This window comes from Streptococcus sanguinis (assembly GCF_020729725.1).
In the GTDB taxonomy this organism is placed as follows: domain Bacteria; phylum Bacillota; class Bacilli; order Lactobacillales; family Streptococcaceae; genus Streptococcus; species Streptococcus sanguinis_V.
The window spans coordinates 42,094-68,569 of sequence record NZ_JAJEPA010000012.1 but is presented as its reverse complement, the minus strand read 5'-3'; the positions used below and the strand labels follow the sequence as shown (position 1 = coordinate 68,569).

Here is a 26,476-nt window from a genome sequence, read left to right as displayed (position 1 = left end):
TATTTCTCCTTTTAAATTAAATATAGTTTGGTTTTGCAATTATATCTTACATGGTGAGGATCTTGCGCTCATCTTTTCCTCCTTTGTTTTTTTGTGTAAAACTCCATAGAACTTACAACCTAAAAAATAAAGTGTATAGCACCATAGAACTTTATTGGTAAATAATAAAGATGAAACTCATCCCTATTATTTATTACTTCGTTTTGCCTTAAATAATTCAATCTCTTCCATCTTCGAACGATAATAAAGATATATAAAAATTTTGATGACGTAATTTAAATTGATTACCCTCTGCATAGAGTCTGGCTTCAATTTATACCTATAATCCTCTAAACCTTGTAACACATCACTAAACAGATAGAATCTCGGAGTAATCGTCCCAACTTCTTGTGAATAATCTACTTTTTGGCTTGCTATTTCTGCAAAGACTTGAGACCACTCAATCTCCTGTCTATCATCTTTCTTTTTTACAAAATAATAGGCAGCCTCTAAGACACTTCCACTGGATACCATAATAGACAAGGTAGGAGAATATCCCTGAGAAAAATCTTCATATTCTTTCAATATTGACTCATACTTATCTATTAGAGAACTCTTTTCACTTTTTAGCTGTTCTTCCTTTAAGAAAATAAGTTCATTTAGCCAATATTTTGTTTCGTGAGCAACTCGAACCGTTTTATATTCTCGACTCATTTCCTCTCCTTTCTTTGTTCTATCGTATCTTACACTTTAATTCTATCATATGAAATACAGAAACGCAAGCAAAAATCTCAAAAAAATTTAAATCGACCTCAAACATTAAACCCCATTATCTAATTTTTGCCGTGAATTTGCCGTGCATTATACTGTTCACAAACTCATATACCTACTTATAAAGCATGAAAAGAACAGAAAATCAATAATCGTTGAGTACTATATATTCTAATATACTTGCAGGGGGCATAGAAATAGAGAAGAAAAAGCCTTGGTTTATAAGGCTTTTTTGTTTATTTAATTTCGCTTTTTTCAACTCAATCATCTCCTTAAATTCAAAGTAGATTTTCCACAAAAAAATCCCCTTCCTTTAGACACAAGAAAAGGAGGGGCATCGCATAGAAAAAACTACGAGAGAAGACTGAAGCAAAATATGTTTGACGAAAACCTGATAAAGATGGTTACACACCGAGCATATTCCTAAGGATGTCTTATAATTTTTTTGGTTTAGGAATTAAGAAAGATTATACATATCAAGTTTTGATGTGCCTCACGCTTGCATATCCAAGCGGCTTTCCCCGTAGTTCTGAGCAACTAATTTGTTCTAGGAAACATCTTAGTTGCTTTTTATTTTAAAACAACTATATTACGGAACATCACAGTCTTGATTAACAAAAGAATACAAGATAGTGACTGATTGTAAAAAAAGCATTTTCTTGCTTTCTAAAAAATGGCTACAGCTAATCCGAGTTTGGAGTAAAAAATCTCTGTCCCTTAAGGGAACAGAGATGAAATTTATTTCTTCTTCGCACGGAAGACAACGAAGCCTACCAAGCCTACTAGAGCTACTCCAGCAGCAATCATGATCCAGCTAGCATTCTCACCCGCTTTAGGGAGAACTTTCTTGGTTCCAACATTAGAGGCATTTCCTCCGCCAGCACCATCGTCTGATTCGATGATCACAACAGTACTCCCTGTAGTACTGCTTGAGCTAGAAGTCGTGCTGCTTGAGCTACTTGAACTGCTTGAACTAGAGCTGCTCTTAGAGCTATTGTCCGAGCTAGGTTTCGGCGGTTGCGGAACTCCTGGAACTGGTGTATTGGTAATGTTCATACCATCAACAGTAGCTGTATAACCATAAATACGGTCTTCAGTAACTGAGTAGACAATATCTTTTCCATCTTCACCAGTCGCTGGCAAGTCAGTGAACTCATACTTCCATTCACCCTTATCATTCGGACCAACTTCTTTATGAGCGACTTCAGTGCCATTTGCGTAGAGACGAACGGTAATCTTGTCTGGACGTTTGCCATCTTTATCATTGTCATCATTCCAAGTCTTGGTACCTGAAGCGGTAATCAATGCCTTACGGTTGGTAAAATCTTTGTAAATAATACCAGAACCATAATTCTTGAGCTGAGCGGCATTAACCTGAATCTCTTCATCTGACAGTTGGTAACCTTCTGGTGCCTTGGTTTCCTTAATCAGATAATGCTCCTTAATCAAGTTGCTGAAAGAAGCAATCCCGTTAGCATCGCTAGTTGCTTTTTGAACAATTGTCACACCATCTTCATCATACAATGTGAATTCAGCACCTGCTAGGGCTTTACCGGCTTCGTCTTTTTTAGTCACCTGCACACCGTAGACATCCCCATGCGCATAGCCGTTTGCATGTTGGTAGCGGACAGCAACCGAAGATTTTTGCTCTTCAATATTATCTGCTCGCATGATTGCTTCATTCGGGAAGACTGTTCCATCAGTCGGAACTGTAGGGAAGTTGACACGATAGCGAACATAGAAGCCTTCATTGGCACCGATATGCCCCATGTTAATGGTAAAGGAACGCTTGTCAGCAGCAAGATTAATCGTATAATTTGCTGTCACATCCTCGCGTTGCTGACTTAGTCGGTAAGAGTTATCAGCCGGGTCAACAACCCATGAACCTTTAAGAATTTGGAAGCTGTTGAGATCAATTTCTCCGGTATTAAAGCCCAGAGTATCTGAAATAACAACATTATCCAGTTCTTGATTTTGTTGGTTGATATTCAGGCTGTAAGTAATGCTCTTGATATTATCCGCATTATTCCAGCCGTATTTTATGAAAGTATAAGGAGTTGCTTGGCCAGGAAGACCTTTGTAGTCAATTTTTCCATATTCAACAATCTTCTTGCCAACGATAAGTTTCAGAGGAATAGAGCCTTTATCTCTGGCTACTGTATGATCAACGCGAGCTAAAAGATGAACTTTCCCTTCAATATGAGAGCGAGTCAGGACATAGTCTGTATAAGTCAGTGTAAGCTGTTTAGAGCTTGCATCAACAACAGCTGTCGCTACGAGATTGCCGTCATCATCTTTGACTTCAAAATCAGCTCCCTCCAAGGCAAATTCAGCAGGAAGTCCAATGGTCGTAGTATCTCCTGGCTGAACCTTACCATAATTGAAGGCAAAGTTTGCGTCAATTTGGAATTTTTCCCAAGGGGAGAGGCCATCAGTCAATTCTTCACCCTTTTGATTGTAAACATTTACTGACGTGATAACATCGTCTACCGTGTTAGCTCTGGCAGATTGACTGCTAGAAAACAGGCTAAAGAGGAGCACAAAGGCTACTGAGAAAAAGCGCGCAATAGTATGAGATATTCTTTTCATAAATAATCCCTCCGTTTTTTTCCTTTTTTCCTTTTTATCGAACATGTAAAAATATTAAAATTCCTTTACATTTCCAATATACTACATATATTAGACTAGCATACGATTGACTATAAGTCAACTATTTACCTTTACCAGTTCAGCTTTTGTCGACAATGTGTAAACCAGTTTATTTCTCCAAAAACCTTGTCATATAAGAATTGAAAACCGTTTCCTCCGTCATCTTCTTGTATTTTTTTGAAACAAAAATGTAATATTTGGATGCATAATAAATGAACAAATATGAATTATATGACCACAAATATTCATATAAATAAATTTGTTTTTAAAAACAAGCATAATTATTAAGGCTTGCTACATAACTAGTCACAATAAAAAAAACTGAACAAATCTGCTCAGTTTTCTAATTGATAAATGTAAGATAAAGATTATATCTAATTTATAGAAATATATAATCCCGTTATTTTCTACATCATACCGCCCATCATGCCTGGATCCATAGCTGGAGCTGGGCTAGCTGGTTCTGGTTGATTAGCTACTACTGCTTCGGTTGTCAAGATAAGGCTGGCAACAGAAGCGGCATTTTGCAAGGCTGAACGAGTCACCTTAACTGGGTCAATGATGCCAGCCTCAATCATGTTAACCCACTCGCCAGTCGCTGCATTGAAGCCTGTACCAACTTCAGAGTTTTTCAGACGGTCAATGACGATTGAACCTTCAAAGCCTGCATTCAGAGCGATTTGACGGACAGGCTCTTCCAAGGCGCGGAGAACGATGTTACGACCAGTCCCTTCATCCCCTGCCAACTCAAGACCTGCGACAGCGTCCAGTACGTTGATATAGGCAGTACCACCACCTGAGACGATTCCTTCTTCTACCGCTGCACGAGTTGCATTAAGGGCATCTTCGATGCGGAGTTTCATTTCTTTGAGTTCTGTTTCGGTTGCAGCTCCAACCTTAATCACAGCTACACCACCGGACAATTTAGCCAGACGTTCTTGCAGTTTTTCACGATCAAATTCAGAAGTGCTGCTTTCAATCTGTGACTTAATAACTGCCACACGGTTAGCAATGGCTTCAGGATTGCCTGAACCTTCTACAATCACAGTGCTGTCCTTATCAACAGTGACTTTAGAAGCTTGTCCAAGCGCTTCAATCGTAGCATCCTTGAGCTCTAAGCCAAGATCATCTGTAATCACTGTACCGCCTGTCAAGATAGCGATATCTTCCAACATAGCCTTACGACGATCACCAAAGCCTGGTGCCTTAACAGCTACGACATTAAAGGTCCCGCGAATCTTGTTAAGAACCAGCGTTGGCAGAGCTTCTCCGTCCACATCATCTGCGACAATCAAGAGCGGACGATTGGTTTTCAAGATGTTTTCCAATAATGGCAGAATCTCTTGAATATTAGAAATTTTCTTGTCAGTAATCAAGATGTAAGGATTGTCCAGTTCAGCTACCATTTTTTCATTGTCGGTTACCATATACTGAGACAAGTAGCCACGGTCAAACTGCATTCCCTCAACTACATCCAGTTCCGTTTCCATTCCTTTGGACTCTTCGATGGTAATAACGCCGTCATTTCCAACTTTCTCCATAGCTTCTGAGATGTACTCGCCGACTTTCTCGCTGCGAGAAGAAACGGCAGCAACCTGAGCAATAGCTTCCTTGTTGGAAACTGGCACTGAGTTAGATTTCAGAGCTTCAACAGCTGTCGCAACGGCTGCTTCAATCCCGCGGCGGATACCGATTGGATTAGCACCAGCTGTAACATTTTTAATCCCTTCACGGACAATAGCCTGCGTCAAAACTGTTGCTGTTGTTGTTCCGTCACCAGCGATATCGTTGGTTTTTGAAGCTACTTCTGACACCAACTTAGCGCCCATATTTTCAAAATGGTCTTCCAGTTCGATTTCCTTAGCAATGGTCACACCGTCATTGGTGATAAGAGGTGAACCAAAGGATTTTTCCAAAACGACATTGCGGCCTTTAGGGCCCAAAGTCACCTTGACAGTATTCGCCAAGATGTCAACTCCACGAACCATACTGCTTCTTGCATCTGCTGAAAATTTAATATCTTTTGCCATTTTATCATTCCTCTCTTCTAATCTTACTCGACAACTGCTAGAATATTGGCTTCACTGACTAAGAGATAAGCTTCATCTCCGTCCTTGACTTCCACGCCTGCGTGATTTTCTACGAGAACCTTGTCCCCTTCCTTAACGCTCAGGGCTACCAGCTCACCGTTCAAAGTACGAATACCTTGTCCGACTGCGACAACTTCTGCTGTCTTAGTCGCTGCTTGGCCATTGCCTGCAATGACAAATCCGCCGACTTTCTGCTCTTTTTCTTCTACTTTTAAGACCACACGGTCTCCTAATGGTTTTAACATAGTTTTCCTCCAAAGATTGAATTTTTAGCACTCTGAACTATCGAGTGCTAATCTATAGTTATTATTTTATCACTTGGTCAGAAATAGTCAAGAAAAAAACCGGCTAGATGAAAGAAAAATTTTATTTTTTCTTCGCTTGGTCCTAAACTCAAAAAAACAAGTCCGAGCTAAAATCCTCTCAGACTTGTCTTTAGGGGGAATGTCTATCTTGCAAGTTTTAGTTTTGCTTCAAAATCATCAATCACTTTTTGCAGATTTAGGCGTCCTCTATAGATACCATAGCCAAATACGAGCATGGCTAAGATCCCTAGTAGAGATAAAACGATTCCTGCAATCAGTGCTAGGAGATTGGTCTCATGAAAGAGATAGATCAGAACAAGACCGATGCTGGCAATGGCAAAGAAGAGACTGAACCAGCGTCCTAGATTTTCAATCATATGCTTCTGGTAGTGAATTTCTGTTTCATAGCCTTGAATCAATTCTTGTTCTGTCATGATCTTCTCCTTTTAATATTTCAATCCTGGGTTGAAGAAACCAACTAATACACCAACAAAAGCAACTACAACGAGAATGAGCATAACTTTGATTGGAGAAAAGTTTTTCTTCGCCATCAGCCACCAACAGAAAACGATAAAGAGTGCTGTCAAGAGGCCAGGGTAGACACCATCTAACTGATCTTGCATGACCAAAAATGCTTTACCAGATGAATCTTTCAATTGGAAAGCCGTTTTTACTGGAACCCAAGTAGCAGCAACTGCTCCGATAACCATTCCACCAACGATAGATACTGATTTACGGATAGCCTGTCCTTGAGGACCTACCAAAAATTCAACTGCCTTATCACCTAATTCATAACCTTTGAAATAGGCAAATTTCATACCTGCATAGGCAAGTAAATTCCATACTACGATGTAGAAGATTGCACCTAGAGGTGAACCTCCATTAGAGAGTCCTAGAGCAATCCCTAGAATAATCGGAATCAAAGTACCAACAATAAGGGAATCTCCAATACCTGCAACCGGTCCCATAAGACCAGCCCGCAGTCCATTTATAGTTTCATCATCAACTCCATCAGCACCATTGGCACGTGCTTCTTCAAGACCAGCTGTAATCCCAACAATCAAAGCTCCCAGCTGAGGTTCTGTATTAAAGAAAGCAGTATAAGTTTGCATAGCCTTTGCCTGCTCTTCTTTATCCTTATAAAGCTCCTCCACCACTGGCAACATAGAAGCTAAATAACCAAAGGTCTGCATGTGTTCTTGTGAAAAACAGGTTAGATTCCCATAGTACCAATGATGGAAAGATTTGCCTAAAGTTTTTCTCGTTAATTTCACCATCTTAAATATCCTCCTCATCATCGTCTTCAATAAAATCTGCATTTGTTCCCGCAGTAGCTTGCGCTCTTATATTTTTAGCCATTTGAATTTCATAAAACAGAACAGCGAAAATCAGAGAAACAACAGCACAAGAAACAAGATTCAGACCCAGAGAAGCTGCCAATGTAAAACCGACAAAGAAAGGAATGAAATCAACAGCTTTTTCAACAATTTGTTTTAAAAGGATAGCGATTCCGACACATGGAAGCAGTGAGCCAACTGTAAAGAGAGTTTTCATAGGAATTCCATCCAACGGTAGAGCTGATTTCAAAGTAGTTACAGCCTCAGCACCTAGTTTACACATGATGAGTGTAGGCAGGAATGAAAAAACCAAGTGTGAAATCCAAGGGAAACCCCAATCGACTACATATAGCTTTTTAAAATCCTTTTTTTCTACTGCTTTCCAACCAATATGCTGCCAAAGCAGATTCATAGTTGCTGTACCATAGAAGAGTACTGTACCAACTGTTCCTACTAGAGTTCCCATTGATTTTGCAAGATTTGCTGCATCAGCAGAATCTAAAGTTAAACCTTGTGTCTTAATGGCAACCATAGCAAGTGGAATCCCGATGTAAGAAACAGCTCGCACATCAGCAGAGACAGTACCACCAGGAGTGACCAAAGCGATGTAAACCAATTGCATAGCAACTCCACAAACAATACCAAGCTTAATATCACCTAAGATAAGACCAGATATTAAACCTCCTACTAAGGGACGTCCTAATGTATAGTTACCAATAGATGTACCACCCAAACCAGGCATAGATGACAGACATGCAAATAATCCCAGTAAAGCGGCTTGCAGCCAAGAAATTGTCATAATAGACTCTCCTTTTCATTATTGTAATTAAAAACCAAATTTAGACTTAAAATCGCTCCAGTAACCAATGGAAACATCTGGTAAGAGCTGGAATTTGACTTTGTAGCCAGCTTTTTCAATCGCCTCAATCGCTTCTGCCTCTTCCTGAGTGATAGACTGGTTGTTGCCCAGCTTAACAGCTCCCGGACGGTCATTAGCAGGACCTACGATAATTTCCTTAACATCCCCAGGTACAAAACCTTGATCTACTAGGATTTCCTTCATGTCCACGGGATTTTTTGTAATGAGGAAATAGCGACTGTCTGACTCTGTGACCTTGCCTGATTTTTCCTTGAAGGCTTCCTTGGTCCAAACAAAAGTCTTCTTGTCAGAAGCTCCCTTGTAGGCCTGAATCAAAACCTTGTTTCCTGCCGCAGCATTATTAACTGCAATCAGGCCATCACAAGGGTATTCCTTAGCCCAGCGAGTGACTGTTTGACCGTGGATCATGCGGTCGTCAATCCGTACAAATGATACTGTCATCTTTAAAATCTCCTTTTATCTTTTATAATGTATAGCGGAAGCACTAAATGTCATCTTCATCTTCGTCAGCTGCATCGCTTACGACTTCAAATTCCTGCAAAGCAGCTGTAGCCTCGGAAAGGATGGCCTGAGCCAGCTCTTTTCCGTCCAAGATGTCTTTCATAACCAAGCCAGTCAGTCCCATGGTCAGGTTCAAACCGCCCAAGATAACTGCTGAGTCAAGCTTACCCATGTCAGCTAAGACGCTAGCTGCTGTCGTCAGAGGACTGCCTCCTACAATATCAGCCAGAACTAAGACACTGTCATCAGCGCTTAAGCCAGACAAGGCCTGAGTAAAATCAACTGCAAAATCATCAACTGACTTGCCCTCCTGAAGACCGACCGCAATCACCTGATCCGTCTTGTCTCCGGCAAACATCTTCAAGGAACTCTGCACGCCTGCAGCCAGTCCTCCATGGCTGACCAGTACAAGGTATTTCATCTTTCCTGCCTCCTTTATCCTTCAACTTCTTAGCCAAGTCAGGCTTTAGATGACGAAGGATTTATTGATGATTTTATTGTACAGAATATGGAACCGGTTTCATATTGTCAAATGTCACTTTGCCCAGATGACATTTGTTAGGAAAAATATGACATTTGTCATATTGGTCTAGTCAGCTGTACTTTTTTCTGACTTAATTGGCAATAAAATAGAAAGCAGATTATTTTCCGCTTTCTATTTCTCTTTGAATGCTCGGCAAGGCACTGTCAATCTCTTGATTCTGCATAGCATTTTGAATCAGATAGTCCATCCGGTCCATCGTATGACGGTCTACTTCCAGACTGATGTCAATGATGGAGCGATTCATCATGTGATCTAGCCTCTCAGAAGTCAAGGAATCCAAGCCAAAATCATCAGCTTGTAAGATTTCTCTAGCCTGTTGACTTTTCACTACAGATGGTAAAACAGAGGTCCCCTGCGACTTTTCAAACAAGGCCTGCTGACTTTCTTTGTCCTGTGACAGCAAGAGCATAAATTCCCAAGCCAGCTTCTCTTGCTTGGTATTGGAAGACATGGCAAAGAGCGAGGTCTTAACCTGCGTTCCCATCACCTGGCCATTGGCTGTCGGCATCGGGATACAGGTCCAAGAAAAGCTAGAATACTTGGCAACATGGTAAGGGTAGGGCTTGTAGGTCCGATACTGAGCCAGACTCATAGGATAGAAAGCCACGCGCCCCTCATCAAAATCATTAGAAGTCACCTTATAGTGCTGGCTGAGCATATCTAGCTTGCTCATAAAGGCCAAGGCTTGGTGCATCTCTGAACTGTCTACATTGATACCGGATTTATCGGTAAGATGGCCGCCATAAGCTACCAGAGCTTGCTGCCAAGTGTAATCCGTAATACCGTACTGGTCCACCATACCATCACCATTGGTATCCTTTGTCACTTTCTTGCAAATCTCATAGAAATCCGCCAGGGTCCAACCTGACTCAGGAATGCTAATTCCTTCTTTTTCAAGCAGGTCTTTATTGACACACATCATGATGGGATTGCTCTCAACTGGAAGAGCATAGCTGACTCCCTGATATTGCCCGGCTTCATAAGCCACCGGATAAAAAGCCTTTCGTTCATCATCCGTTAGGAGGGTATCCAAGGATTTAAGCGCGCCAGTCGAAGCCAACATGCTAAAGTCGTTTTCCGGTACCATAAAGAGATCCGGCTGCTCGCCTTTCAAGACTTGCTCTGCCAGCCAGTCAGCGTAATCATCCTTGGGAATACCGCTTTCATAGACGACCTTGACATGAGGATGCATCTTTTCAAATTTTTTAATCAGGCTGTCCAAAACCTTGTTTTCGCGGCTGTTAGGCACACCCCAGCTAGAGCCAGCATAGACACCGATACGCAGGACTTTTTCCTGAGCTGAAGCCCAAAAGACAAAAGCCAGAGCAACAGATATGATCAGGACAACCAGTAGGGCCAAATGTCTCAGTCTCCACTTCATTTGTCGCTTTCCTTACTAAAATCTCTCTGGGTGACTCCGGTCTGCACAGCCCAGATAGCCAGCTGGGTTCGATCGCGCAAGTTGAGCTTAGCTAGGATGCCTGACAGGTAATTTCGGACTGTCCCTTCTGATAGAAAGAGCTTAGCAGCAATTTCTTTATTGGAAATCCCAAAGCCAATCTGCTGGATAATCTTCCACTCCGTCCGGCTCATGTCCTCTATATTTTCCTCCGTCACTGTGATAGCAAAATTGGACTGGGCCATCTGTGAAAAGATTTTGAAGACCTTGGTGGCAATATTGGGATTGATCATAGCTCCGCCCCGATAGACTGTCTGAATGGCTTCGTGAAGCTCTTCTGTCGAAACCCCTTTGAGAATGTAACCAGACGCGCCGTATTTGAGAGCGGAGAAGATAAATTCATCGTCATCAAAGGTCGTCAGAATGATAATCTTAACATCCGGATACTGCTCTTTGACAGCCTTGGTACAGAGAACACCGTCCATGACCGGCATGCGAATATCCATCAGAATCACATCTGGGCGCACCCGATGAAGCTTTTCCAGCACTTCCTTGCCATCTCCAACTGTCCCGACAACCTCAATATCAGTGTGGGCTGACAGGATGATTTGCAGAGACTCACGAATCAAGGCCTGATCATCTGCTATTAAAACTTTAATCATGTCTTCCTCCTATTTTGGGGATTTCGATATGCGTGTAGAAACCGTCCCGATTTTCAAAGCGGACGCTTCCACCAATAATCATTAGGCGCTCCTGCATCTGCTTGAGGCCATAGCCATAGTGGAGTTCATCAAAGCCAACACCATCATCCTGAATGGTCATTACATAGGACTCTTCCTCCAACAGCTCAATCCAGATAGTCTTGGCATGCCCATGGCGAACAGAGTTGGTAATAGACTCCTGAATCACCCGGAAGACAATGTCTTCCTTGGCGATATCCAAGTCAATATTATCCCATTCGTAGCGGAGATGAATCTCCAAATTGGAGATAGCTTCATACTCACGGATAATCTTAATCAGTGCTTCCTTCAAAGTGTTATTTTCCAGAGCTCCCGGCCGCATCTTATTGAGCGAGCCTCGGACGTCACGGATACCATCTCGAACGACAACTGAGACATTATTGAGCTGCTCCTTAGCCCGATTGGTATCAATATCAACCAAGACCTTGACCGCATCAATACCCGCTGAAATTCCCGTTAGGGCATGGCCCAATGTATCATGAATCTCTCTGGCAATCCGCTTCCGTTCTCGGTCTTCCGCTATTTTTTCGGATAGGGCCAAGTAAGAATTCAACTCGCGATTGGCCTGAGAAGCCATGCGCAGCTCTTCCTCAATCCGATGACGCTCTGTAATAGCCGACAAGATATAGAAGAGCAAGGAAATCATAAAGACAACAATATTGAGGGAGTAGAGAAAGTTCTTGCCAAAAAGCAGTAACAGCCGGACGGACTCTGGGTAAAACCGAATATAGGTATCTAGAGAAGGCAACTTGATAAAGAGCGACATGAGGTCATAGTTGGACAAGAGCAGCATGCCAAAGCTCAAAATAATGAAAGAAAACCAGTACTTCTTGTCCTTGGAAGCATTGAACTCCTTCGAGCCATAGAAAATATCCGCAAACACCAAGAGGATCAAGCCATTGTAGGACGAATGCAAGACGGAAAAGATGACCAGCATGAGCAGGATTTCAATAATGGTCGCTTTGTCATAGACGGACAGCTGATTAGGGTGGCGCTCGCGATAGTACATGACCAAAAGCAAACTACCATAGAGGCTAATTGATACCCAGAAAATCAAGCTGGGAGAGCCCGGAATGGCATCCAAACGCTCCAAAAGCGAGTGACTGAAGCCCTTAGCCGCTACATAGTTGGTCGCAAAGAGATAGATGGACGCATTATAGACAATGGCAACCAGATTGATGACCATCAGGGCTATTTTGCTGTAAAATATACTTTTTTGAGGTCTCATTATTGCCACCCTGTAACTGTGTATTGACTGATATTATCCCTGTTGACTAAGTGAACTGGAATCAGGTATTGGCTGTCGTAGGATTTCCCCTCTTGCATCAGCTCAATTACCTGCGCCACCTTGCGTCCCATCTGAATGGGCGATTGGGCCACGGTCCCCTCTATGTCGCTAGTCGTAGCCAGAAAGTTTTTGATATCTGGTGAACCATCCACGCCATAGATTGAGATTTTCTTATCAAGACCTTGATTTTTAATAGCAGCCAAGGCCCCGATGGCTGCTCGATCATTGAGCGCCATAACTACATTAAAGTCTAAACCTTCATCCAGAGCCCCTTTGACCTGTGGCATGGTTTCCTCAGTCTGGCCTAGTGTTTCTTTCTGGGAAATAATCTTGTAGCTAGGCTGTTTTTCAATCGTATCAATAAATCCCTGAATCCGGTCCATGGCAGAGACGGCATTGCGGTGCTCTAGAAGGAGAATATTGGCAGAAGGCCGACGCTTCATCATGTCCTGGGCAATCAGGACGCCTGCTTGGTAGTTATCAGACACAATGGTCGTATCCACTTTTACATCCTGACTGATAGGCGCATCCACTACGATAATTTTAATCCCAGCTTTCTTGGCCTTTTGAAGAGAGGAAATAATACTTGGACTATTGCTTTTTACCGGATTGATGACAATGACATCAACCTTTTCTCGGACAAAAAAGTCAATCTGCTGGCTCTGCTTGCCCTCATCCAGCTCAGGATCCCGAACGTAGAGCCTGCTGCCCTGCTGGTTGGTTTTCTTCTCCAGCTCCGCATTTAAGGTCTTGTAAAAGTCATTGTTCATGGTCATGTAAGTCACCCCAATCTTGACCTGCTTCTCATCTGGCAAAACGCCCTTGAAATAAACAAAAAGCAAACCCAAGATAAGCAGAATGAAAAGCGGCCAGAGAGCCTTCTTCTGATAATGCTGTATCCGTTTTTTGACCTTAGCTGATACCATTTTTCACCCCCTATGCCGTAAGCGCCTTTATGAAACATATAGGATTATTATATTACAAAGCCGCCAAAAAGCAAAATCTTTCTAGAAATAGCTATAATAAAAGAGGCGAGACAGAATCTAAAAAATCCATGATTTTTGATTCTTGGTCCCACCTCGGTAATCATCATTAAACTTTTAAAAGCTTGAGAGAAATAGAATTCAGTCAAACAGATCTTGCATCCTGCAAAACTGAATGATGATTTTTTGGAGCAAGGTCATTTCCCAGTCTTTGCTTCTTGCTTAAAAGGGAAGTTCCTCTTCTTCCAACACCAAATCTGCCAAATCAGCTCCGCTGTTATTTTCACGCAGAGCGCGCTGAGCCCGACTTTCCAGCAGCTGGAAGCTATGACAGAGCACCTCTGTCACATAATGAGCCGCCCCCTCCTTCTCATAGCGACGAGTCCGTAGCTCACCATCCAGAGAAATCAAGCTGCCCTTACTTGCATAGCTGGCTAAAGTCTCAGCTAGACGCCCCCAGACAACCACATTTACAAAATCCGCCTCACGCTCACCACTCTGAGATTTATAAGGGCGATTAACCGCGACCGTTGCGCGAGCCACAGATTTTTCATTCGCAGTCTTGTGCAGTTCAGGCGTAGCCGTCAGCCGGCCGATTACAATTACTTTATTATACATTTTATATCCTCCTAACTTATCATTCGTAATAGGAGGCAAAAAGTGAAAAAAATGTGGTATAGTATAGATAAAAAGGAAAGTTGCAGTTTCTGCCCCTTTTCTACTAGATTTGTACGACGGAGGCTCCGATGACCATTAAACATTCCCCTGTGAAAAATATTCTCTTTATCTTAATCTCTCTGTGGTTCGGAGGTTTTTCCATGACAGAAAAATGAGTAAGAAGCAGATTCATTATACTCATCATTGTGTTAGATTGATTTTTCATCTGTTAATTATTTATTTTCTCTACCATTAGCATGAGATAGATTTATAACGCTAAATTTATTGCCACAAAAAATAAAGCGAAACGACCCTACAAATCGTTTCGCTCTATTTTATATCTCGGCTGCTGTAGGATACCTCGCCCATTTCTGAGCTTTTTTGTTATTTTAAATCTTCATTTTTATCCCTGCCAATGCTTGGCCGGATCAAAGGCAGTTCCAACTAGTTCACTATCGGCTAATTCAATGATGCCGCGTTTTTGAGGCGCATTAGGTAACTGAAGTTCCCGTGGGCTGCACATCATCCCAAAACTCTTTTCGCCTCGAAGTTCTCCCGGAAAAATCAAATTCCCTTTCGGCATCATAGCACCTGGCAGCGCTACAATCGTTTTGAGGCCGACTTTGGCATTAGGAGCACCGGCCACGATTTGAACAGTCTTATCAGCAGCCACCTGCACTTGGCAGATATTCAGGTGGTCACTATCTGGATGAGCTACCATATCAACAATTTCTCCAACCACAAACTTCGGCTGGCTGTCATTAACCAAGTCCGCTGAGAAGCCTTCCTTGCTCAACTCCTGATTGAGAATAGCCACTTGCTCATCTGTCAAAAAGACCTGTCCGCACTCTGCAATTTCAAAAAGGTCTGACTGCTCAAAAATATTCCAAGCAACAGTCTGGCCATTGTCTTCACGGTAAACACGCGCTACTCGTCCCTTGCGCTCAGCTGCCAGTTTAGCTCCTTGATTGTCCGCAGCAATAATCATCAGCACGTCGCCGACATATTCTTTATTATAGGTAAAAATCATTTTACGCTCCCTTTTTCTCTTATACTAGCTAAAAATTCATTGATTTGGCCCTTGGTCTTGCGGTCACGATTGACCAGACGGCCAATCTCCTGTCCCTTTTCCAGCACTACTAAACTGGGAATTCCGTAAATGTCCCACTCTTTGGCCAGATCCAAATAGGCATCACGGTCCACTTGGATAAAGCGATAGTCAGGATTTTCCCCTTCTATCTCTGGCAAAAAAGGTTGGATAAATCGGCAATCTCCGCACCATTCAGCCGTGAAAAAGAAGACAGTCTTCTCCCCATCATTGACATAAGAGGCCAATTCCTCTATATTTACAGGAAAAATCATGCTTCTTCCTCGTAGCTTAGCTGACCATTTTCATAGACAAAGGCAAAATGACGGTCGTCCTCTAGGACCAGACCACCAACCAAGCGTTCATCTGTGGACTCGTAGAGCTTGATATAAAGGCAGGAAATAGTACCCTGACTGGAAAAGAAATCTCGCACAAGCTCGACGATTTCCTCCCGATTACGCAGTCGTTTCTGCTCCTGTACGACTTTGGCTGCTCCAAAAGCCAGCGCTCCAGCCCCCAAAAGGGCGGTTGTGGTTAAAATGATTTTTTTAGCTTTCATGTAGAATATTTTAACACAAAAGAGCAGAGGCGACAAACAATATTCCAGATTTTCCTGGGAGAAGTTGGATTCTTGAATAGGCAGTCCTCTTGATTCATACAAGCTATAAGATTTCCCTACTCATTTACCGCAAAAAGTGATAAAATAGGGGACAGAAAGAAGGTAAGTTTATGACAACATTATTTTCAAAAATCAAGGAAGTAACAGAGCTTTCTGCTATTTCGGGTCACGAGGCACCTGTTCGCAGTTACCTGCGGGAAAAACTCACTCCCCATGTCGATGAGGTTGTCACCGACGGCCTAGGCGGTATCTTTGGGGTACGCCATGCAGAAGCTGAAAATGCTCCCCATGTATTGGTAGCGGCCCACATGGACGAGGTTGGCTTTATGGTCAGCGAGATCAAAACTGACGGGACCTTCCGCGTAGTGGAAATCGGCGGCTGGAATCCGCTGGTCGTTAGCAGCCAACGCTTCAAACTCTTTACCCGTGAAGGTCGGGAAATCCCTCTTATCTCAGGCTCTGTCCCTCCTCATCTGACGCGCGGATCTGGCGGACCAGTTATGCCACAGATTGCAGATATTGTCTTTGATGGTGGCTTTGCGGATAAGGCAGAAGCCGAAAGCTACGGCATCCGTCCAGGAGACACGATCGTGCCAGACAGCTCTGCTATTCTCACAGCTAACGGCAAGAACATCATCTCCAAAGCCTGGGATAATCGCTACGGCGTCCTTATGGTCAGCGAATTAGCTCAAGCCTTGTCTGGTCAACCACTAGACAGCCAACTCTTTGTCGGTGCCAATGTTCAAGAAGAGGTTGGCCTGCGTGGTGCCCATGCTTCTACGACAAAATTTGCCCCTGAGGTCTTCCTGGCTGTAGATTGCTCACCAGCGGGCGACATCTATGGCGGTCAAGGGGCCATCGGTGACGGAACCCTGATTCGCTTCTTTGACCCTGGTCATCTCATGCTGCCAGCTATGAAAGACTTCCTCTTGACAACTGCTGAGGAAGCAGGCATCAAGTATCAATATTACTGCGGCAAGGGCGGAACGGATGCTGGTGCTGCCCATCTCCAAAGCGGTGGCGTGCCGTCTACTACCATTGGTGTCTGTGCCCGCTACATTCATTCCCACCAAACTCTCTATGCTATGGACGATTTCCTACAAGCCCAAGCCTTCTTGCAAGCGTTGGTCAAAAAGCTGGATCGCTCAACGGTGAACACGATTACCAACTACTAATTTTAAAAGGCAGCCCGTTCTTCATTCGGGCTGCTATCTCTTTTATCTGACACTTCCCCTTTCAACTTTCCAATTTGAAGAAAATTTTGTTATAATGCTTAGCAGAGGTGAAAATATACATGAAAAAAATTGCTTTTGATTCTGAGAAATACTTAAACCTGCAGCGCGACCATATCTTGGAGCGCATTAATCAATTTGAGGGCAAACTTTACATGGAATTCGGCGGTAAAATGCTGGAAGACTTCCATGCTGCCCGCGTCCTGCCAGGCTATGAGCCGGACAATAAAATCAGACTTCTCAAAGAGCTCAAGGACCAAGTAGAGATTGTCATTGCTATCAATGCCAACAACATTGAGCACTCTAAGGCACGTGGTGATTTGGGCATTTCCTATGATCAGGAAGTGCTGCGACTAATCGATACCTTTAACGAGCTGGATATTTATGTAGGCTCAGTGGTCATCACCCAGTATTCTGGCCAGCCAGCAGCTGACCTCTTCCGCAGCCAGCTGGAAAAGAATGGCATCGCCTCCTACATCCACTACCCAATCAAGGGCTATCCGACCGATATGGACCATATCATCTCACCTGAAGGTATGGGGAAAAACGACTACATCAAAACCAGCCGTAATTTAGTCGTTGTGACCGCACCTGGTCCTGGTTCTGGTAAATTGGCTACTTGCTTGTCCAACATGTATCATGACCAAATCAATGGCATCAAATCAGGCTACGCCAAGTTTGAAACCTTCCCCGTTTGGAATCTGCCCCTACACCATCCGGTCAATTTAGCTTATGAGGCGGCGACAGCAGACCTGGACGATGTCAACATGATTGATCCTTTCCATCTGCAGACCTACGGAAAAACCACTGTTAACTACAACCGCGATATTGAAATTTTCCCAGTCCTCAAACGTATGCTAGAGCGCATCCTTGGAAAATCACCTTATGCTTCTCCAACGGATATGGGCGTCAACATGGTCGGCTTTGCCATTGTAGATAATGATGCGGCTATCGAGGCATCTCAACAGGAAATCATCCGTCGCTACTACCAAACTATTCTGGACTTCAAGGCGGAGCGCGTTTCTGAATCTGCTGTCAAGAAAATCGAACTCTTGATGAATGACCTAGGCATCACACCACTGGACCGTAAAGTAACAGTTGTTGCGCGCGATAAAGCTGAAAGCACTGGCGAGCCAGCTCTGGCCTTGGAATTGCCAAATGGTGAAATCGTAACTGGTAAAACCTCTGAACTCTTTGGCCCTACGGCTGCTGTATTGATCAATGCCATTAAGAAATTAGCCAATATTGCCAAAGAAACCAAGCTGATTGAGCCTGAGTATGTCAAGCCAATCCAAGGTCTGAAAATCAATCATCTGGGCAGCCGCAATCCGCGCCTCCACTCAAACGAAATCTTGATGGCTCTGGCAATCACAGCCATGGAAAATCAAGATGCGGCAAATGCCATGCAGCAACTCGGCAATCTCAAGGGCAGCGAGGCCCACTCCACTGTCACTCTGACAGACGAAGACAAAAACGTCCTGCGTAAGTTGGGCATCCATGTAACCATGGACCCCGTTTACCAGTATGATAGACTCTATAGAAAATAAAAACAAGCTCTGTTAAAAGCTTGTTGAGGAAGCTGGCGTCGCCAGCTTTTTTCTTAATAACGCTTGGACAGGATAAAACGCAAGAGATAGTAAAGTCCCAAAACCAGGATAATGGTCAAGGTCAGAAACTGATTGAGACTTAAGATGATTGGGAAAATCATGGACAGAACACTCAAGCACGCTGCCAGCAGCAAAAGAATATTAAAAAGTAGAGTGCGAGTCTTTTCGTCAATCATGCGATTGCGCTCATCAGTCACCAGAATGTAGAGCTTCTCAAAATTTTCCTCCCGTCTTAGGGCCAGATTATACCGAATGGTCATCAAAGTAAGCCCCAGCAGGATGCCGACCATGACTCCTTCCTGCTGATCATCCAGAGAATGAAAGTGGCTCCAGGCCAGTCCTACCAAGATGATAAAAGTTAAGATTCGCCCCACAATAACTTTCCTTTGAAGTTTTTTTCGAAATTCTTGTTTAGTTAATGTTTCCATGTCAGCCTCCTATTTTTCATACGCTTGAAAAATTTTCAAAATCACCACAATCAAGATCATTCCCACAACAGGCAGGATTTCCTTAGGGATAAAATCGAACTGTAAATGAAGAAAGATCAAGACAAGGACTACTAAGAAACCTAGTCCCCATTTGAGCATATAAGTCCATTTCATGATTCATCCTCCTCAAAGAGAAACACTTCTTCAATCCTTAAATTGAAAAAGGATGCAATTTTATGAGCCAAAAGGAGCGAGGCATTGTAGCGGCCTTTTTCCAAAGAAATAATCGTTTGTCTAGTTACTTCTAGCTTCTCAGCCAGCTCCTCCTGGCTGAGCTTTTTTCTTTTTCGCAATTCTTGAATTCGATTTTCCAAGGCTACCTCCTTTTGCTATGTAAAACAAACTTTACTTTCCAAAAATAGTATAGTCTCCTTTACATCTTTTGTCAAGAAGAAAGCGGCAAAAAAGAACTGAAAATTTAAACATTTCAGTCCTTTCATCATCTTTATTGATTTCCTTTGTTATTTGCTTTCCAAAGCTACAGCCAATTCTACACAAGCTCCTCCTTGCTCTGGATTGAGCAGGGTCAGACGACCACCATGCAAGAGAGCTACCTGCTTAGAAAAGGCTAAGCCGATACCATGATGGGGATTAGCTGAATTGCGGCTTTGGTCACTCTGATAAAAGAGCTGTTCCGCTCCCAGCAGCATCTCCTCTGAAAATGCAGGGCCATTGTTCCAGATAGCAAAAACCAACTGGTCCTGCTGCACTGATACCGTTAGCTTGACTTCCTTTTGATCCTGGTCTGCATGTTCAAGCGCATTCAGTAAAATATTGAGCAAAGCTCGCTTGAGATAGTCCAAATGAATTGACAAAATCAGACTAAGCTCACAATCTTCTTGGAGGTAGAAACGATAGCTTTCCTGTTTGCTGAACAGTCCCCAATCGTCCTGGAGATAAGCCAAAAAGTCCCCTAAGGAAAGCTGACTGAACTGATTAGAATCAATCTGAAAGGTCTTAGCGTAATCAATCAAAGAGCCACAATACTCTTCCATCTTGTGACTAGCCTGCAAAATCTCAGTAGCATAGTCTGCCTGTGGCTGGCCCAACTGCGCCAACTCCAAAAGCTCAGCATTCCCCTTAATCACAGTTAGGGGCGTCTTCAAATCGTGCGATGTCGCTGATAGCTGTAAAATCAACTCCTGATTATGCTGCTGCTCTCTTTCTAGAAGACGAGCATTTTCTTGATGGCTGCTCCGTAAATCGCTATAGACTTCTAGCATTTCCTCGATCCGAAAAAGCTGGCTTTGATTTTCTTCTAAAAGCTTCTCGCTCTTTAGCATTTTTATTTCCCTGTCGATTTTTCGGAGTAATTTCAAAATATGATAAAAAGTAATCAGGAGCAAGCTCCCTGCCCAAAAGAACAAGGTGAAAAGAACGTGATTACTTCCTTGCGTAAATTCATAGCCTATAAGCACAAAAATCAAAACATGAAAGAAGACGATTTTTAAACTGGTTGTCCAGACTAGGCTTTTGAAATTTCGGGTTCTAATTGCCATCTATAGCCTACTCCTCTCACTGTTGCAATTGCTTGCAACCCTTCTTGTTTGCATTTTTGACGAATCTGATATACGTATTCTGAGATGGAGCGAAGCTGTGTTTCTGAGCTTTCTGGGTAAAGCAAGGTATGCAGGCGTTCAGCTGAAAAGGTCTGCTTGGGATTGCTAGCTAGTAAATGTAGCAACTTAAACTCTCGCTCTGAAAATTTCAAGACTTTACCAAAACAGGCAACTTCATAGCGCTCTGGATAAAATTGACAAGAAGCAATTTCAGAATATCGCTCCTCCCGTCTTTCCTCCCGCCGAAGATGAGCTCTGACACGCGCCAGCAATTCTTTGGTCCCAAAAGGTTTGACAATATAGTCATCTGCTCCGCGAAAGAGCCCTTCCACTTTGTCCGCCTCCAACTCCTTGGCCGTCAGAAAGATGATTGGACACGAAAAATGAGGACGAATGTAGGAACACAGCTCAAAACCATTAACAGGCTCCATCATCACATCCAGCAGAATCAAGTCATATCCGACAAAATGCGTCAGCTCCAGCTCTTCTATCCGGTCAAGCGTCGTCACATCATAAGCATCGAGCTCTAGGACATTTTTCACCAGCTTCAAAATGCTCCGGTCGTCATCAACCACCAAAATACGATACTGTCTCATAATTTCCATTATAGCATACCTCTAGCGAACATCTCGTTTCAAGCTTAAGAATATAGCAGAGCTCCAAACCAAAGCTAGCCAGAACAGCTGTATCCCCAGACCTGATAAATCTATTGAATGCTGAAGCCCTTCATACTCAAAGAGATTTAGGGTAGCCAGATCGGGCAGGTATTTTGCTTCTTTGATAAAAGTTGCCAATAAACGGCTAAGACCAATCAAGAGAGGAAAGAGCACCGACACCGGCACAACCCAAGATTGAAATAGCAAAGCGAGGCCGGCAGTTAAAAAAGCCAGAAAAAGATTGCTGAGAAGACCAAAAAAGCTGTAATAAAGGAATTTCCCCAGTAAGGACCAGCTAAAGTCTAGGTCAAAACGAGCCAGCATAACAAGGAAACAGCTGCCTATCATGATACTGTAGAGGATCAGGAGCAGCATGGCCAGAAAAAGGATTTTCCCAGCTAACCAAGCCTTTCTATTTGATACGGTTAGAAAATTCGTTCGCATCCCAGACTTGACAAACTCCTGGGCAAAATAGAGGGAAGTAAAGATGACGATGACAGGCTGTGCCAGATAGAGGGCATGCAAAGCCTCACTCAGAGCCTTTGTCTGGCCAACTGCTGTTTGACTGTAGTCAAGATTCGTCAGAAAAAATGGAACAGCTACCAGAGCCACCAAGGCTGCACCAAGAGCGAGATAGTAAGAACGGAACTTAATCCATTCACTTTTAAGCAGAGCTATTATCATCAGTATCGCCCTCCTAAATCAGTCTTCAAAAAGCGCAGAGAGGTCATGCCGCCGATGACTAGTAACCATGCACCAAGTATCAACAGTCCTTGTGAGGGATTGTTGGCATATTGGGAAGTCGGCGTTGCTGCAAACAACTCTCCTGCTGGCTGAGGCAAATAAGCCCCCCAACTCGTGTGAGCTGCCAGGTAGTTTCCCAGATTATAGATCTGAGGTACGAGAAATAGCAGAGGAACTAGCATGGTCCGAGCCAATAAACCTAACAAAAATGAAAGGATTCCTAATAAGGTTAGAGATAAGGTTTTCCACAAAATCAGACTCCAAGCTGCCTGATTGAGCAGAATCGGATCAAGCCCTTCCTTTCCTAAAGCCAGATGCATGACCATATAACTAAAGTAGATTGATAAAAAGCTACTGGCAAGAGAAAAGCAAGCAAAGGTCATGAGTTTCCCCACAAGCAACTTCAGGCGGTTATTACAGGTCAAAAGACTGGTTCTCAAGCTATGAGACTGAAATTCCATAGCTCCCAAAATTCCAGCTAAGATGACCAAAACCATGCCCGCCATAGAGGCTCCATTGAGACCTAGATATTCCAGCGGATCAATGGCTTCTATCAGCCCAGGAACCGTTTCAGGTGTGGCATCCAAGCCGACAGATGAATACTGCCGGCCCTCCAACCAGGATACGACAGGCACCAATAGCAGCATGAAAGCCATACTCACTTTGAAAGCCTTGGTTGAGCGGATTTTCAACCATTCTGAATGCAATAAAGACATCGTTTCTTTCATCTTAAACCTCCTCTGTCAAATCAAAGAAGAGATCTTCTAGACTGTCTGAATCTTGCAGTACCTCTTCCAATCGTCCCTGCTCAATAATTCGCCCATGATGAATTAAGACTACATCATCTGTCACCATTTGCACCTCTGACAGGATATGGGAAGATAGAAGTACCGTTTTCCCTAAATCAGCCTGCTGACGGATGAACTTTCTAAACCACTTAATCCCACTTGGATCCAGTCCATTGGTCGGCTCATCTAATATAAGAAACTGAGGATCACCCAGCAAAGCTGCTGCTAAACCCAACCGCTGACCTTCCCCCAGAGACAGGCTTGACAAGAGGTCCTTCCTCTTATGAGCGATTCCAGTCATCTCTAAAACCTCATCGATCCGAGACTTGGGAATAGCATTACTCGCCGCAATAATTCTCAAGTGGTCATAGACCTTTCGATTTGGCAGACCGCCAATGCCGTCAAAGGCTGAACCTACCGTTCTGAGCGGATAAGTCATTGACTGGTAAGTCTGCCCATCAAAAGTCGCAGTTCCTGCTGTCGCCCGATCTAACCCCAAGAGAATCCTCAAGGTCGAACTTTTCCCTGCACCATTTGGGCCTAGAAAGGCTGTAATCCGACCGCTTCTAGCTGTAAAAGAAATATCTTCTAAAATCTGCTTGCTGCCATGCTTTTTGCAGACTCCTTCTATTTTCACCATATGTTCCATATTGAACTCCTTTTGATTTTTCTTTAGTATACAGGGGTAAGTTCAGAGAAAGTTCAGACAATAAAAAAACTTGCCTTACGACAAGCTTCTTTTCTCATTTTTCAACCGCATCCCAGAGCTGGCGGATGCTTTTTTTCTGCACGGGGTCGACAAAGTGTGGAGCGATTTCCACCAGAGATTGCAAGACAAAAGCTCGCTCAGCCACATAAGGATGAGGAACAATCAAATCTGGACTGTATATCTCCTCCTGCCCTATGTAAAGGATATCCAGGTCAATCACACGCGGACCCCATTTGATCTCCCGCACGCGCCCTAAATCCGCTTCGATGGCCAAGAGCGTCTGCATTAACTCCTCAGGATTGAGCCAAGTCTCAATTTCAACAACTTGATTGAGAAACGGATCCTGCTCAACGCCACCCCAAGGCTCTGTCTCGATACGGCTTGATGCCTGCAAAATTCTTATATTTTGCTCTGCTATTTTTTCCAAAGCTGCATCCAGATTGGCAGCTGGGTTGCCTTGATTGCTCCCCAGAGCGATAAAGGCTTTCCGCTTTTGACGTACTAACTTGACTGAGCAGGTCTCTAAAGGCAGCGGCACCGGTGCCCAAGGTTTTTTGACCTCCAAGCTGACCTTTTGCACCAAAGGATGAGTCAGAAAAATCCGATCAATCAGCTTGTAAGCCAGCGTCTCAATCAAGTCTTCCTTGCTTTCCTGACACCAGCGGGTCAAATCCTGAGCCAATTCTCCATAGTGGATAGAAGCTGTCAAGTCGCCTGTTTTGGCAGCCCAAGTCATATCATAATCCAAAATAAGATCCAGCACAAAACGCTGGCCCAATTCCTTCTCCGCTCCAAACAGACCGTGATAAGCATACACTTCCAAATTCTTAATGCGCAGCTGATCCATTCTCTTATCCTTTCTGATTCAAGTTTCTGCATTTTATCCTTGATAAAACTATCTAGCCTTTCCCGACACGCTCTACTACTGATAAGATCAATGTCCCATCAGTTTGTAAGCTTCATTTTTTAGGTCCTTGTCCGTCGCTAAAATGCCACGCGCCGCTGTAGTAACCGTTGCAGTACCAGGCTTTCTGACTCCGCGCATATTCATACACATATGCTCAGCTTCTACCCAGACCAGGGCCCCTTGAGCACCCAGATAGTCCATCAAGGCCTCAGCAATCTCTACAGTCAATCGCTCTTGAATCTGCGGTTTCTTGGCATAGACCTCTACTGTTCGGGCCAGCTTGGACAGGCCTGCTACCCGACCATTAGGCACATAGGCGATGTGAACCTTCCCGTAAAATGGCAGGAAGTGGTGCTCACACATGGAATGAAAGAAAATATCCTTCTCCACTACCATATTATTGTCAATGATTTCAAAAGACTTGGCCAGATGCTCCTCAGCAGTCTCGCCCAGCCCAGCAAAGATTTCCTGGTACATTTTAGCAATGCGCTGTGGCGTCTCCTGCAAACCTTCGCGGCTTCCGTCTTCTCCAACCGCCTCAATAATCTGGGCTACAGCTGCTTCAATTTTCTTCGTGTCCATATATGCTCCTATGTTCATTTTTATTTTTTGATAATTGACTTGACTGAGAAGGACGCTCAGCAAAGTCTAACTCGCGATTCTCAAGGATTGATTTTCTAACCTGAGCCAGAAAATAAAGAGAACCCGTAATCAGCAAAAGCTCATCCGGCTCATGCTCTACTGCTAAATAATCTGCTACATAATCCGGCCATTCTTTGTAAGACAGCCCTTGCTGCTCAGCCAAGGCTTGCATACTTTCTTTAGAAAAACTCCGCGGATCGGCAAAGGCTGTCAAGCTTATAGCTGCTTTGGGAATCTTTTGCAGCAACTCCACCATGTCATCCAAGGCCTTTGTTTGGATACAAGCAAATAAAATGTGCTTCTTATAAGTCGGATAATGCTGGTTCAGTGTCGCAGCTAGCGACCGCAGGGCATGGGGATTATGGGCTCCATCCAGAAGAATAAGCGGCTGATCCAATATTCTTTCCAAACGCCCAGGCCATACAGCAGCAAGCAAGGCCCTCTCAACCTCTGCTTTTGTCAATAAGGGCAGCGACTGCAGCTGACAGTATAGGTCGCACAAGTGCAGAGCTAGTCCAGCATTATCTGCCTGATGCAGTCCCAACAGAGCTGTTTGATACGAGTCTTTGGCCCGATAGGCATTTGAAAAGGAAAAGCGCTCTCCCTTCTCTGACACTTGAGGTTCCACTTGATAGTCTTGAGACCAAGAAAAGAGCGGAGCATCTTTTTCAGCAGCCTTTTGCTCGACTACTGCCAGAGCCTCTGGCTCCAACCTACCGGTCACAATGGGAACTCCATGCTTGATAATGCCAGCTTTCTGCTGGGCAATAGCCTCTAGACTGTCACCCAGCAAGGCCACATGATCCAGACCGACTGTTGCGATAGCAGTGAGCAAGGGCTGGCAGACATTGGTACTGTCCAAAAGCCCACCCATGCCGACCTCGATAATAGCCACATCCACCTGCTGCTGGACAAAATAATCATAAGCTAGAGCAGTTACAATCTCAAACTCAGTCACCCCCTGCAAGCCAGAGTCTGTCGCATGCTGGGCTAAGAGGTCCTGATAAAGGCTCAGCAATCGCTGAAGATCTTTGTCGGAGATCGCATGGCCATTAATGGCAATCTGCTCATTGTAGCTGACTAGGTAGGGAGAGGTGAAAGTGCCAACCCGCAGGTCTCGAACCTCCAAAAGTTGGCGCAGATGGGCAATGGTCGAGCCCTTGCCATTAGTCCCTGCAATATGAATGACTGGCAGCCGCAAATGCGGATTCCCCCGCAGCTCCAGCAAACGCTCCATCCGCTCCAAGCCAAAATTGGGACTGGCTGTCCGATAGGCTTCCAGCCAACTTAAATCAGGTAATTCTTGTTTTTTCAT

The 26,476-nt window shown here is 43.8% G+C and carries 30 protein-coding genes; 2 read left to right on the top strand and 28 right to left on the bottom strand.

From position 1 onward, the window contains the following. Positions 1 to 186 precede the first annotated feature (186 nt). The 17 genes from K4I03_RS05715 to K4I03_RS05635 all read right to left on the bottom strand — a co-directional run bounded on the left by K4I03_RS05715 (position 187) and on the right by K4I03_RS05635 (position 15,769). Entirely contained in the window at positions 187 to 693 is a 507-nt protein-coding gene (locus K4I03_RS05715; protein WP_227963983.1) for a hypothetical protein, read from the bottom strand. A gap of 795 nt (positions 694 to 1,488) precedes the next feature. After that, entirely contained in the window at positions 1,489 to 3,339 is a 1,851-nt protein-coding gene (locus K4I03_RS05710; RefSeq protein ID WP_227963982.1) for a Cna B-type domain-containing protein, read from the bottom strand. Between the two features lie 467 nt (positions 3,340 to 3,806). Continuing rightward, positions 3,807 to 5,429: a chaperonin GroEL gene (gene groL, locus K4I03_RS05705; protein ID WP_002914472.1), complete on the bottom strand. Its 1,623-nt coding sequence runs from the start codon at positions 5,427 to 5,429 to the stop codon at positions 3,807 to 3,809. Between the two features lie 23 nt (positions 5,430 to 5,452). Beyond that, the gene (gene groES / locus K4I03_RS05700) at positions 5,453 to 5,734 is read right to left on the bottom strand and encodes a co-chaperone GroES (RefSeq protein ID WP_002898579.1); all 282 of its coding nucleotides are present in this window, start codon (positions 5,732 to 5,734) and stop codon (positions 5,453 to 5,455) included. Between the two features lie 203 nt (positions 5,735 to 5,937). Next, the gene (locus K4I03_RS05695; RefSeq protein WP_002914474.1) at positions 5,938 to 6,228 is read right to left on the bottom strand and encodes a hypothetical protein; all 291 of its coding nucleotides are present in this window, start codon (positions 6,226 to 6,228) and stop codon (positions 5,938 to 5,940) included. Between the two features lie 12 nt (positions 6,229 to 6,240). Beyond that, positions 6,241 to 7,071: a PTS system mannose/fructose/sorbose family transporter subunit IID gene (locus K4I03_RS05690; RefSeq protein WP_002923061.1), complete on the bottom strand. Its 831-nt coding sequence runs from the start codon at positions 7,069 to 7,071 to the stop codon at positions 6,241 to 6,243. Between the two features lies 1 nt (position 7,072). Beyond that, positions 7,073 to 7,930 carry a PTS mannose/fructose/sorbose/N-acetylgalactosamine transporter subunit IIC gene (locus K4I03_RS05685; protein WP_111676703.1) on the bottom strand — a complete coding sequence of 286 codons (858 nt, stop codon included), beginning with the start codon at positions 7,928 to 7,930 and terminating at the stop codon, positions 7,073 to 7,075. 27 nt (positions 7,931 to 7,957) lie between these two features. Beyond that, entirely contained in the window at positions 7,958 to 8,452 is a 495-nt protein-coding gene (locus K4I03_RS05680) for a PTS system mannose/fructose/N-acetylgalactosamine-transporter subunit IIB (RefSeq protein ID WP_002896729.1), read from the bottom strand. A gap of 43 nt (positions 8,453 to 8,495) precedes the next feature. Continuing rightward, entirely contained in the window at positions 8,496 to 8,933 is a 438-nt protein-coding gene (locus K4I03_RS05675) for a PTS sugar transporter subunit IIA (RefSeq protein WP_002919851.1), read from the bottom strand. A gap of 220 nt (positions 8,934 to 9,153) precedes the next feature. Next, complete coding sequence (locus tag K4I03_RS05670; RefSeq protein ID WP_227963981.1) at positions 9,154 to 10,437, bottom strand: ABC transporter substrate-binding protein; 1,284 nt, start codon at positions 10,435 to 10,437, stop codon at positions 9,154 to 9,156. After that, entirely contained in the window at positions 10,434 to 11,117 is a 684-nt protein-coding gene (locus tag K4I03_RS05665) for a response regulator transcription factor (protein WP_227963980.1), read from the bottom strand. Before K4I03_RS05665 ends, K4I03_RS05670 begins: the two co-directional genes overlap by 4 nt. Continuing rightward, a complete protein-coding gene (locus K4I03_RS05660; RefSeq protein WP_002928969.1) occupies positions 11,110 to 12,423 on the bottom strand; it encodes a sensor histidine kinase in 1,314 nt (437 codons plus the stop codon). Before K4I03_RS05660 ends, K4I03_RS05665 begins: the two co-directional genes overlap by 8 nt. Beyond that, the gene (locus K4I03_RS05655; RefSeq protein WP_125378546.1) at positions 12,423 to 13,409 is read right to left on the bottom strand and encodes a substrate-binding domain-containing protein; all 987 of its coding nucleotides are present in this window, start codon (positions 13,407 to 13,409) and stop codon (positions 12,423 to 12,425) included. Before K4I03_RS05655 ends, K4I03_RS05660 begins: the two co-directional genes overlap by 1 nt. Before the next feature lie 279 nt (positions 13,410 to 13,688). Next, a complete protein-coding gene (locus tag K4I03_RS05650) occupies positions 13,689 to 14,084 on the bottom strand; it encodes a single-stranded DNA-binding protein (protein WP_227963979.1) in 396 nt (131 codons plus the stop codon). Positions 14,085 to 14,526: 442 nt separating this feature from the next. After that, the gene (ytpR, locus tag K4I03_RS05645) at positions 14,527 to 15,153 is read right to left on the bottom strand and encodes a YtpR family tRNA-binding protein (RefSeq protein WP_227963978.1); all 627 of its coding nucleotides are present in this window, start codon (positions 15,151 to 15,153) and stop codon (positions 14,527 to 14,529) included. Further along, on the bottom strand, positions 15,150 to 15,485 hold the full coding sequence (locus K4I03_RS05640) for a thioredoxin family protein (protein ID WP_227963977.1): 336 nt from the start codon (positions 15,483 to 15,485) through the stop codon (positions 15,150 to 15,152). The genes ytpR and K4I03_RS05640 overlap by 4 nt, the downstream gene beginning before the upstream one ends. Next, complete coding sequence (locus K4I03_RS05635) at positions 15,482 to 15,769, bottom strand: DUF4651 domain-containing protein (protein ID WP_048772530.1); 288 nt, start codon at positions 15,767 to 15,769, stop codon at positions 15,482 to 15,484. The genes K4I03_RS05640 and K4I03_RS05635 overlap by 4 nt, the downstream gene beginning before the upstream one ends. A 170-nt stretch (positions 15,770 to 15,939) precedes the next feature. Between K4I03_RS05635 and pepA the strand changes: the two genes are divergently transcribed. Next, positions 15,940 to 17,004, top strand: coding sequence for a glutamyl aminopeptidase (pepA, locus tag K4I03_RS05630; protein ID WP_048771982.1), 1,065 nt, complete (start codon positions 15,940 to 15,942; stop codon positions 17,002 to 17,004). A 119-nt stretch (positions 17,005 to 17,123) separates the two neighbouring features. Further along, on the top strand, positions 17,124 to 18,608 hold the full coding sequence (locus K4I03_RS05625) for a DUF1846 domain-containing protein (RefSeq protein WP_227963976.1): 1,485 nt from the start codon (positions 17,124 to 17,126) through the stop codon (positions 18,606 to 18,608). A 53-nt stretch (positions 18,609 to 18,661) separates the two neighbouring features. Here K4I03_RS05625 and K4I03_RS05620 read toward each other — a convergent pair whose 3' ends face one another. The 11 genes from K4I03_RS05620 to K4I03_RS05570 form a co-directional block, all read right to left on the bottom strand. Beyond that, complete coding sequence (locus K4I03_RS05620; RefSeq protein ID WP_227963975.1) at positions 18,662 to 19,096, bottom strand: hypothetical protein; 435 nt, start codon at positions 19,094 to 19,096, stop codon at positions 18,662 to 18,664. A 9-nt stretch (positions 19,097 to 19,105) separates the two neighbouring features. Then, positions 19,106 to 19,270 (bottom strand): hypothetical protein, encoded by a 165-nt coding sequence (locus tag K4I03_RS05615; protein ID WP_227963974.1) that lies wholly within the window; start codon positions 19,268 to 19,270, stop codon positions 19,106 to 19,108. Then, on the bottom strand, positions 19,267 to 19,470 hold the full coding sequence (locus tag K4I03_RS05610) for a helix-turn-helix transcriptional regulator (protein WP_002896748.1): 204 nt from the start codon (positions 19,468 to 19,470) through the stop codon (positions 19,267 to 19,269). The genes K4I03_RS05615 and K4I03_RS05610 overlap by 4 nt, the downstream gene beginning before the upstream one ends. 147 nt (positions 19,471 to 19,617) lie before the next feature. Continuing rightward, positions 19,618 to 20,655, bottom strand: coding sequence for a sensor histidine kinase (locus tag K4I03_RS05605; protein WP_227963973.1), 1,038 nt, complete (start codon positions 20,653 to 20,655; stop codon positions 19,618 to 19,620). Next, positions 20,622 to 21,320, bottom strand: a complete 699-nt coding sequence (locus K4I03_RS05600) for a response regulator transcription factor (RefSeq protein ID WP_045498108.1) — start codon at positions 21,318 to 21,320, stop codon at positions 20,622 to 20,624. The genes K4I03_RS05605 and K4I03_RS05600 overlap by 34 nt, the downstream gene beginning before the upstream one ends. Positions 21,321 to 21,332: 12 nt before the next feature. Then, positions 21,333 to 22,055 carry a lantibiotic ABC transporter permease gene (locus K4I03_RS05595; protein WP_227963972.1) on the bottom strand — a complete coding sequence of 241 codons (723 nt, stop codon included), beginning with the start codon at positions 22,053 to 22,055 and terminating at the stop codon, positions 21,333 to 21,335. Beyond that, positions 22,055 to 22,843 (bottom strand): lantibiotic ABC transporter permease, encoded by a 789-nt coding sequence (locus K4I03_RS05590; protein WP_125337880.1) that lies wholly within the window; start codon positions 22,841 to 22,843, stop codon positions 22,055 to 22,057. Before K4I03_RS05590 ends, K4I03_RS05595 begins: the two co-directional genes overlap by 1 nt. Position 22,844: 1 nt before the next feature. Further along, the gene (locus K4I03_RS05585) at positions 22,845 to 23,552 is read right to left on the bottom strand and encodes an ABC transporter ATP-binding protein (RefSeq protein WP_125341206.1); all 708 of its coding nucleotides are present in this window, start codon (positions 23,550 to 23,552) and stop codon (positions 22,845 to 22,847) included. Between the two features lie 94 nt (positions 23,553 to 23,646). Beyond that, positions 23,647 to 24,459 carry a 2-amino-4-hydroxy-6-hydroxymethyldihydropteridine diphosphokinase gene (gene folK / locus K4I03_RS05580; RefSeq protein ID WP_227963971.1) on the bottom strand — a complete coding sequence of 271 codons (813 nt, stop codon included), beginning with the start codon at positions 24,457 to 24,459 and terminating at the stop codon, positions 23,647 to 23,649. A gap of 87 nt (positions 24,460 to 24,546) precedes the next feature. Then, on the bottom strand, positions 24,547 to 25,101 hold the full coding sequence (folE, locus tag K4I03_RS05575) for a GTP cyclohydrolase I FolE (protein WP_002903492.1): 555 nt from the start codon (positions 25,099 to 25,101) through the stop codon (positions 24,547 to 24,549). Further along, positions 25,082 to 26,476 carry a bifunctional folylpolyglutamate synthase/dihydrofolate synthase gene (locus K4I03_RS05570; RefSeq protein ID WP_227963970.1) on the bottom strand — a complete coding sequence of 465 codons (1,395 nt, stop codon included), beginning with the start codon at positions 26,474 to 26,476 and terminating at the stop codon, positions 25,082 to 25,084. The genes folE and K4I03_RS05570 overlap by 20 nt, the downstream gene beginning before the upstream one ends.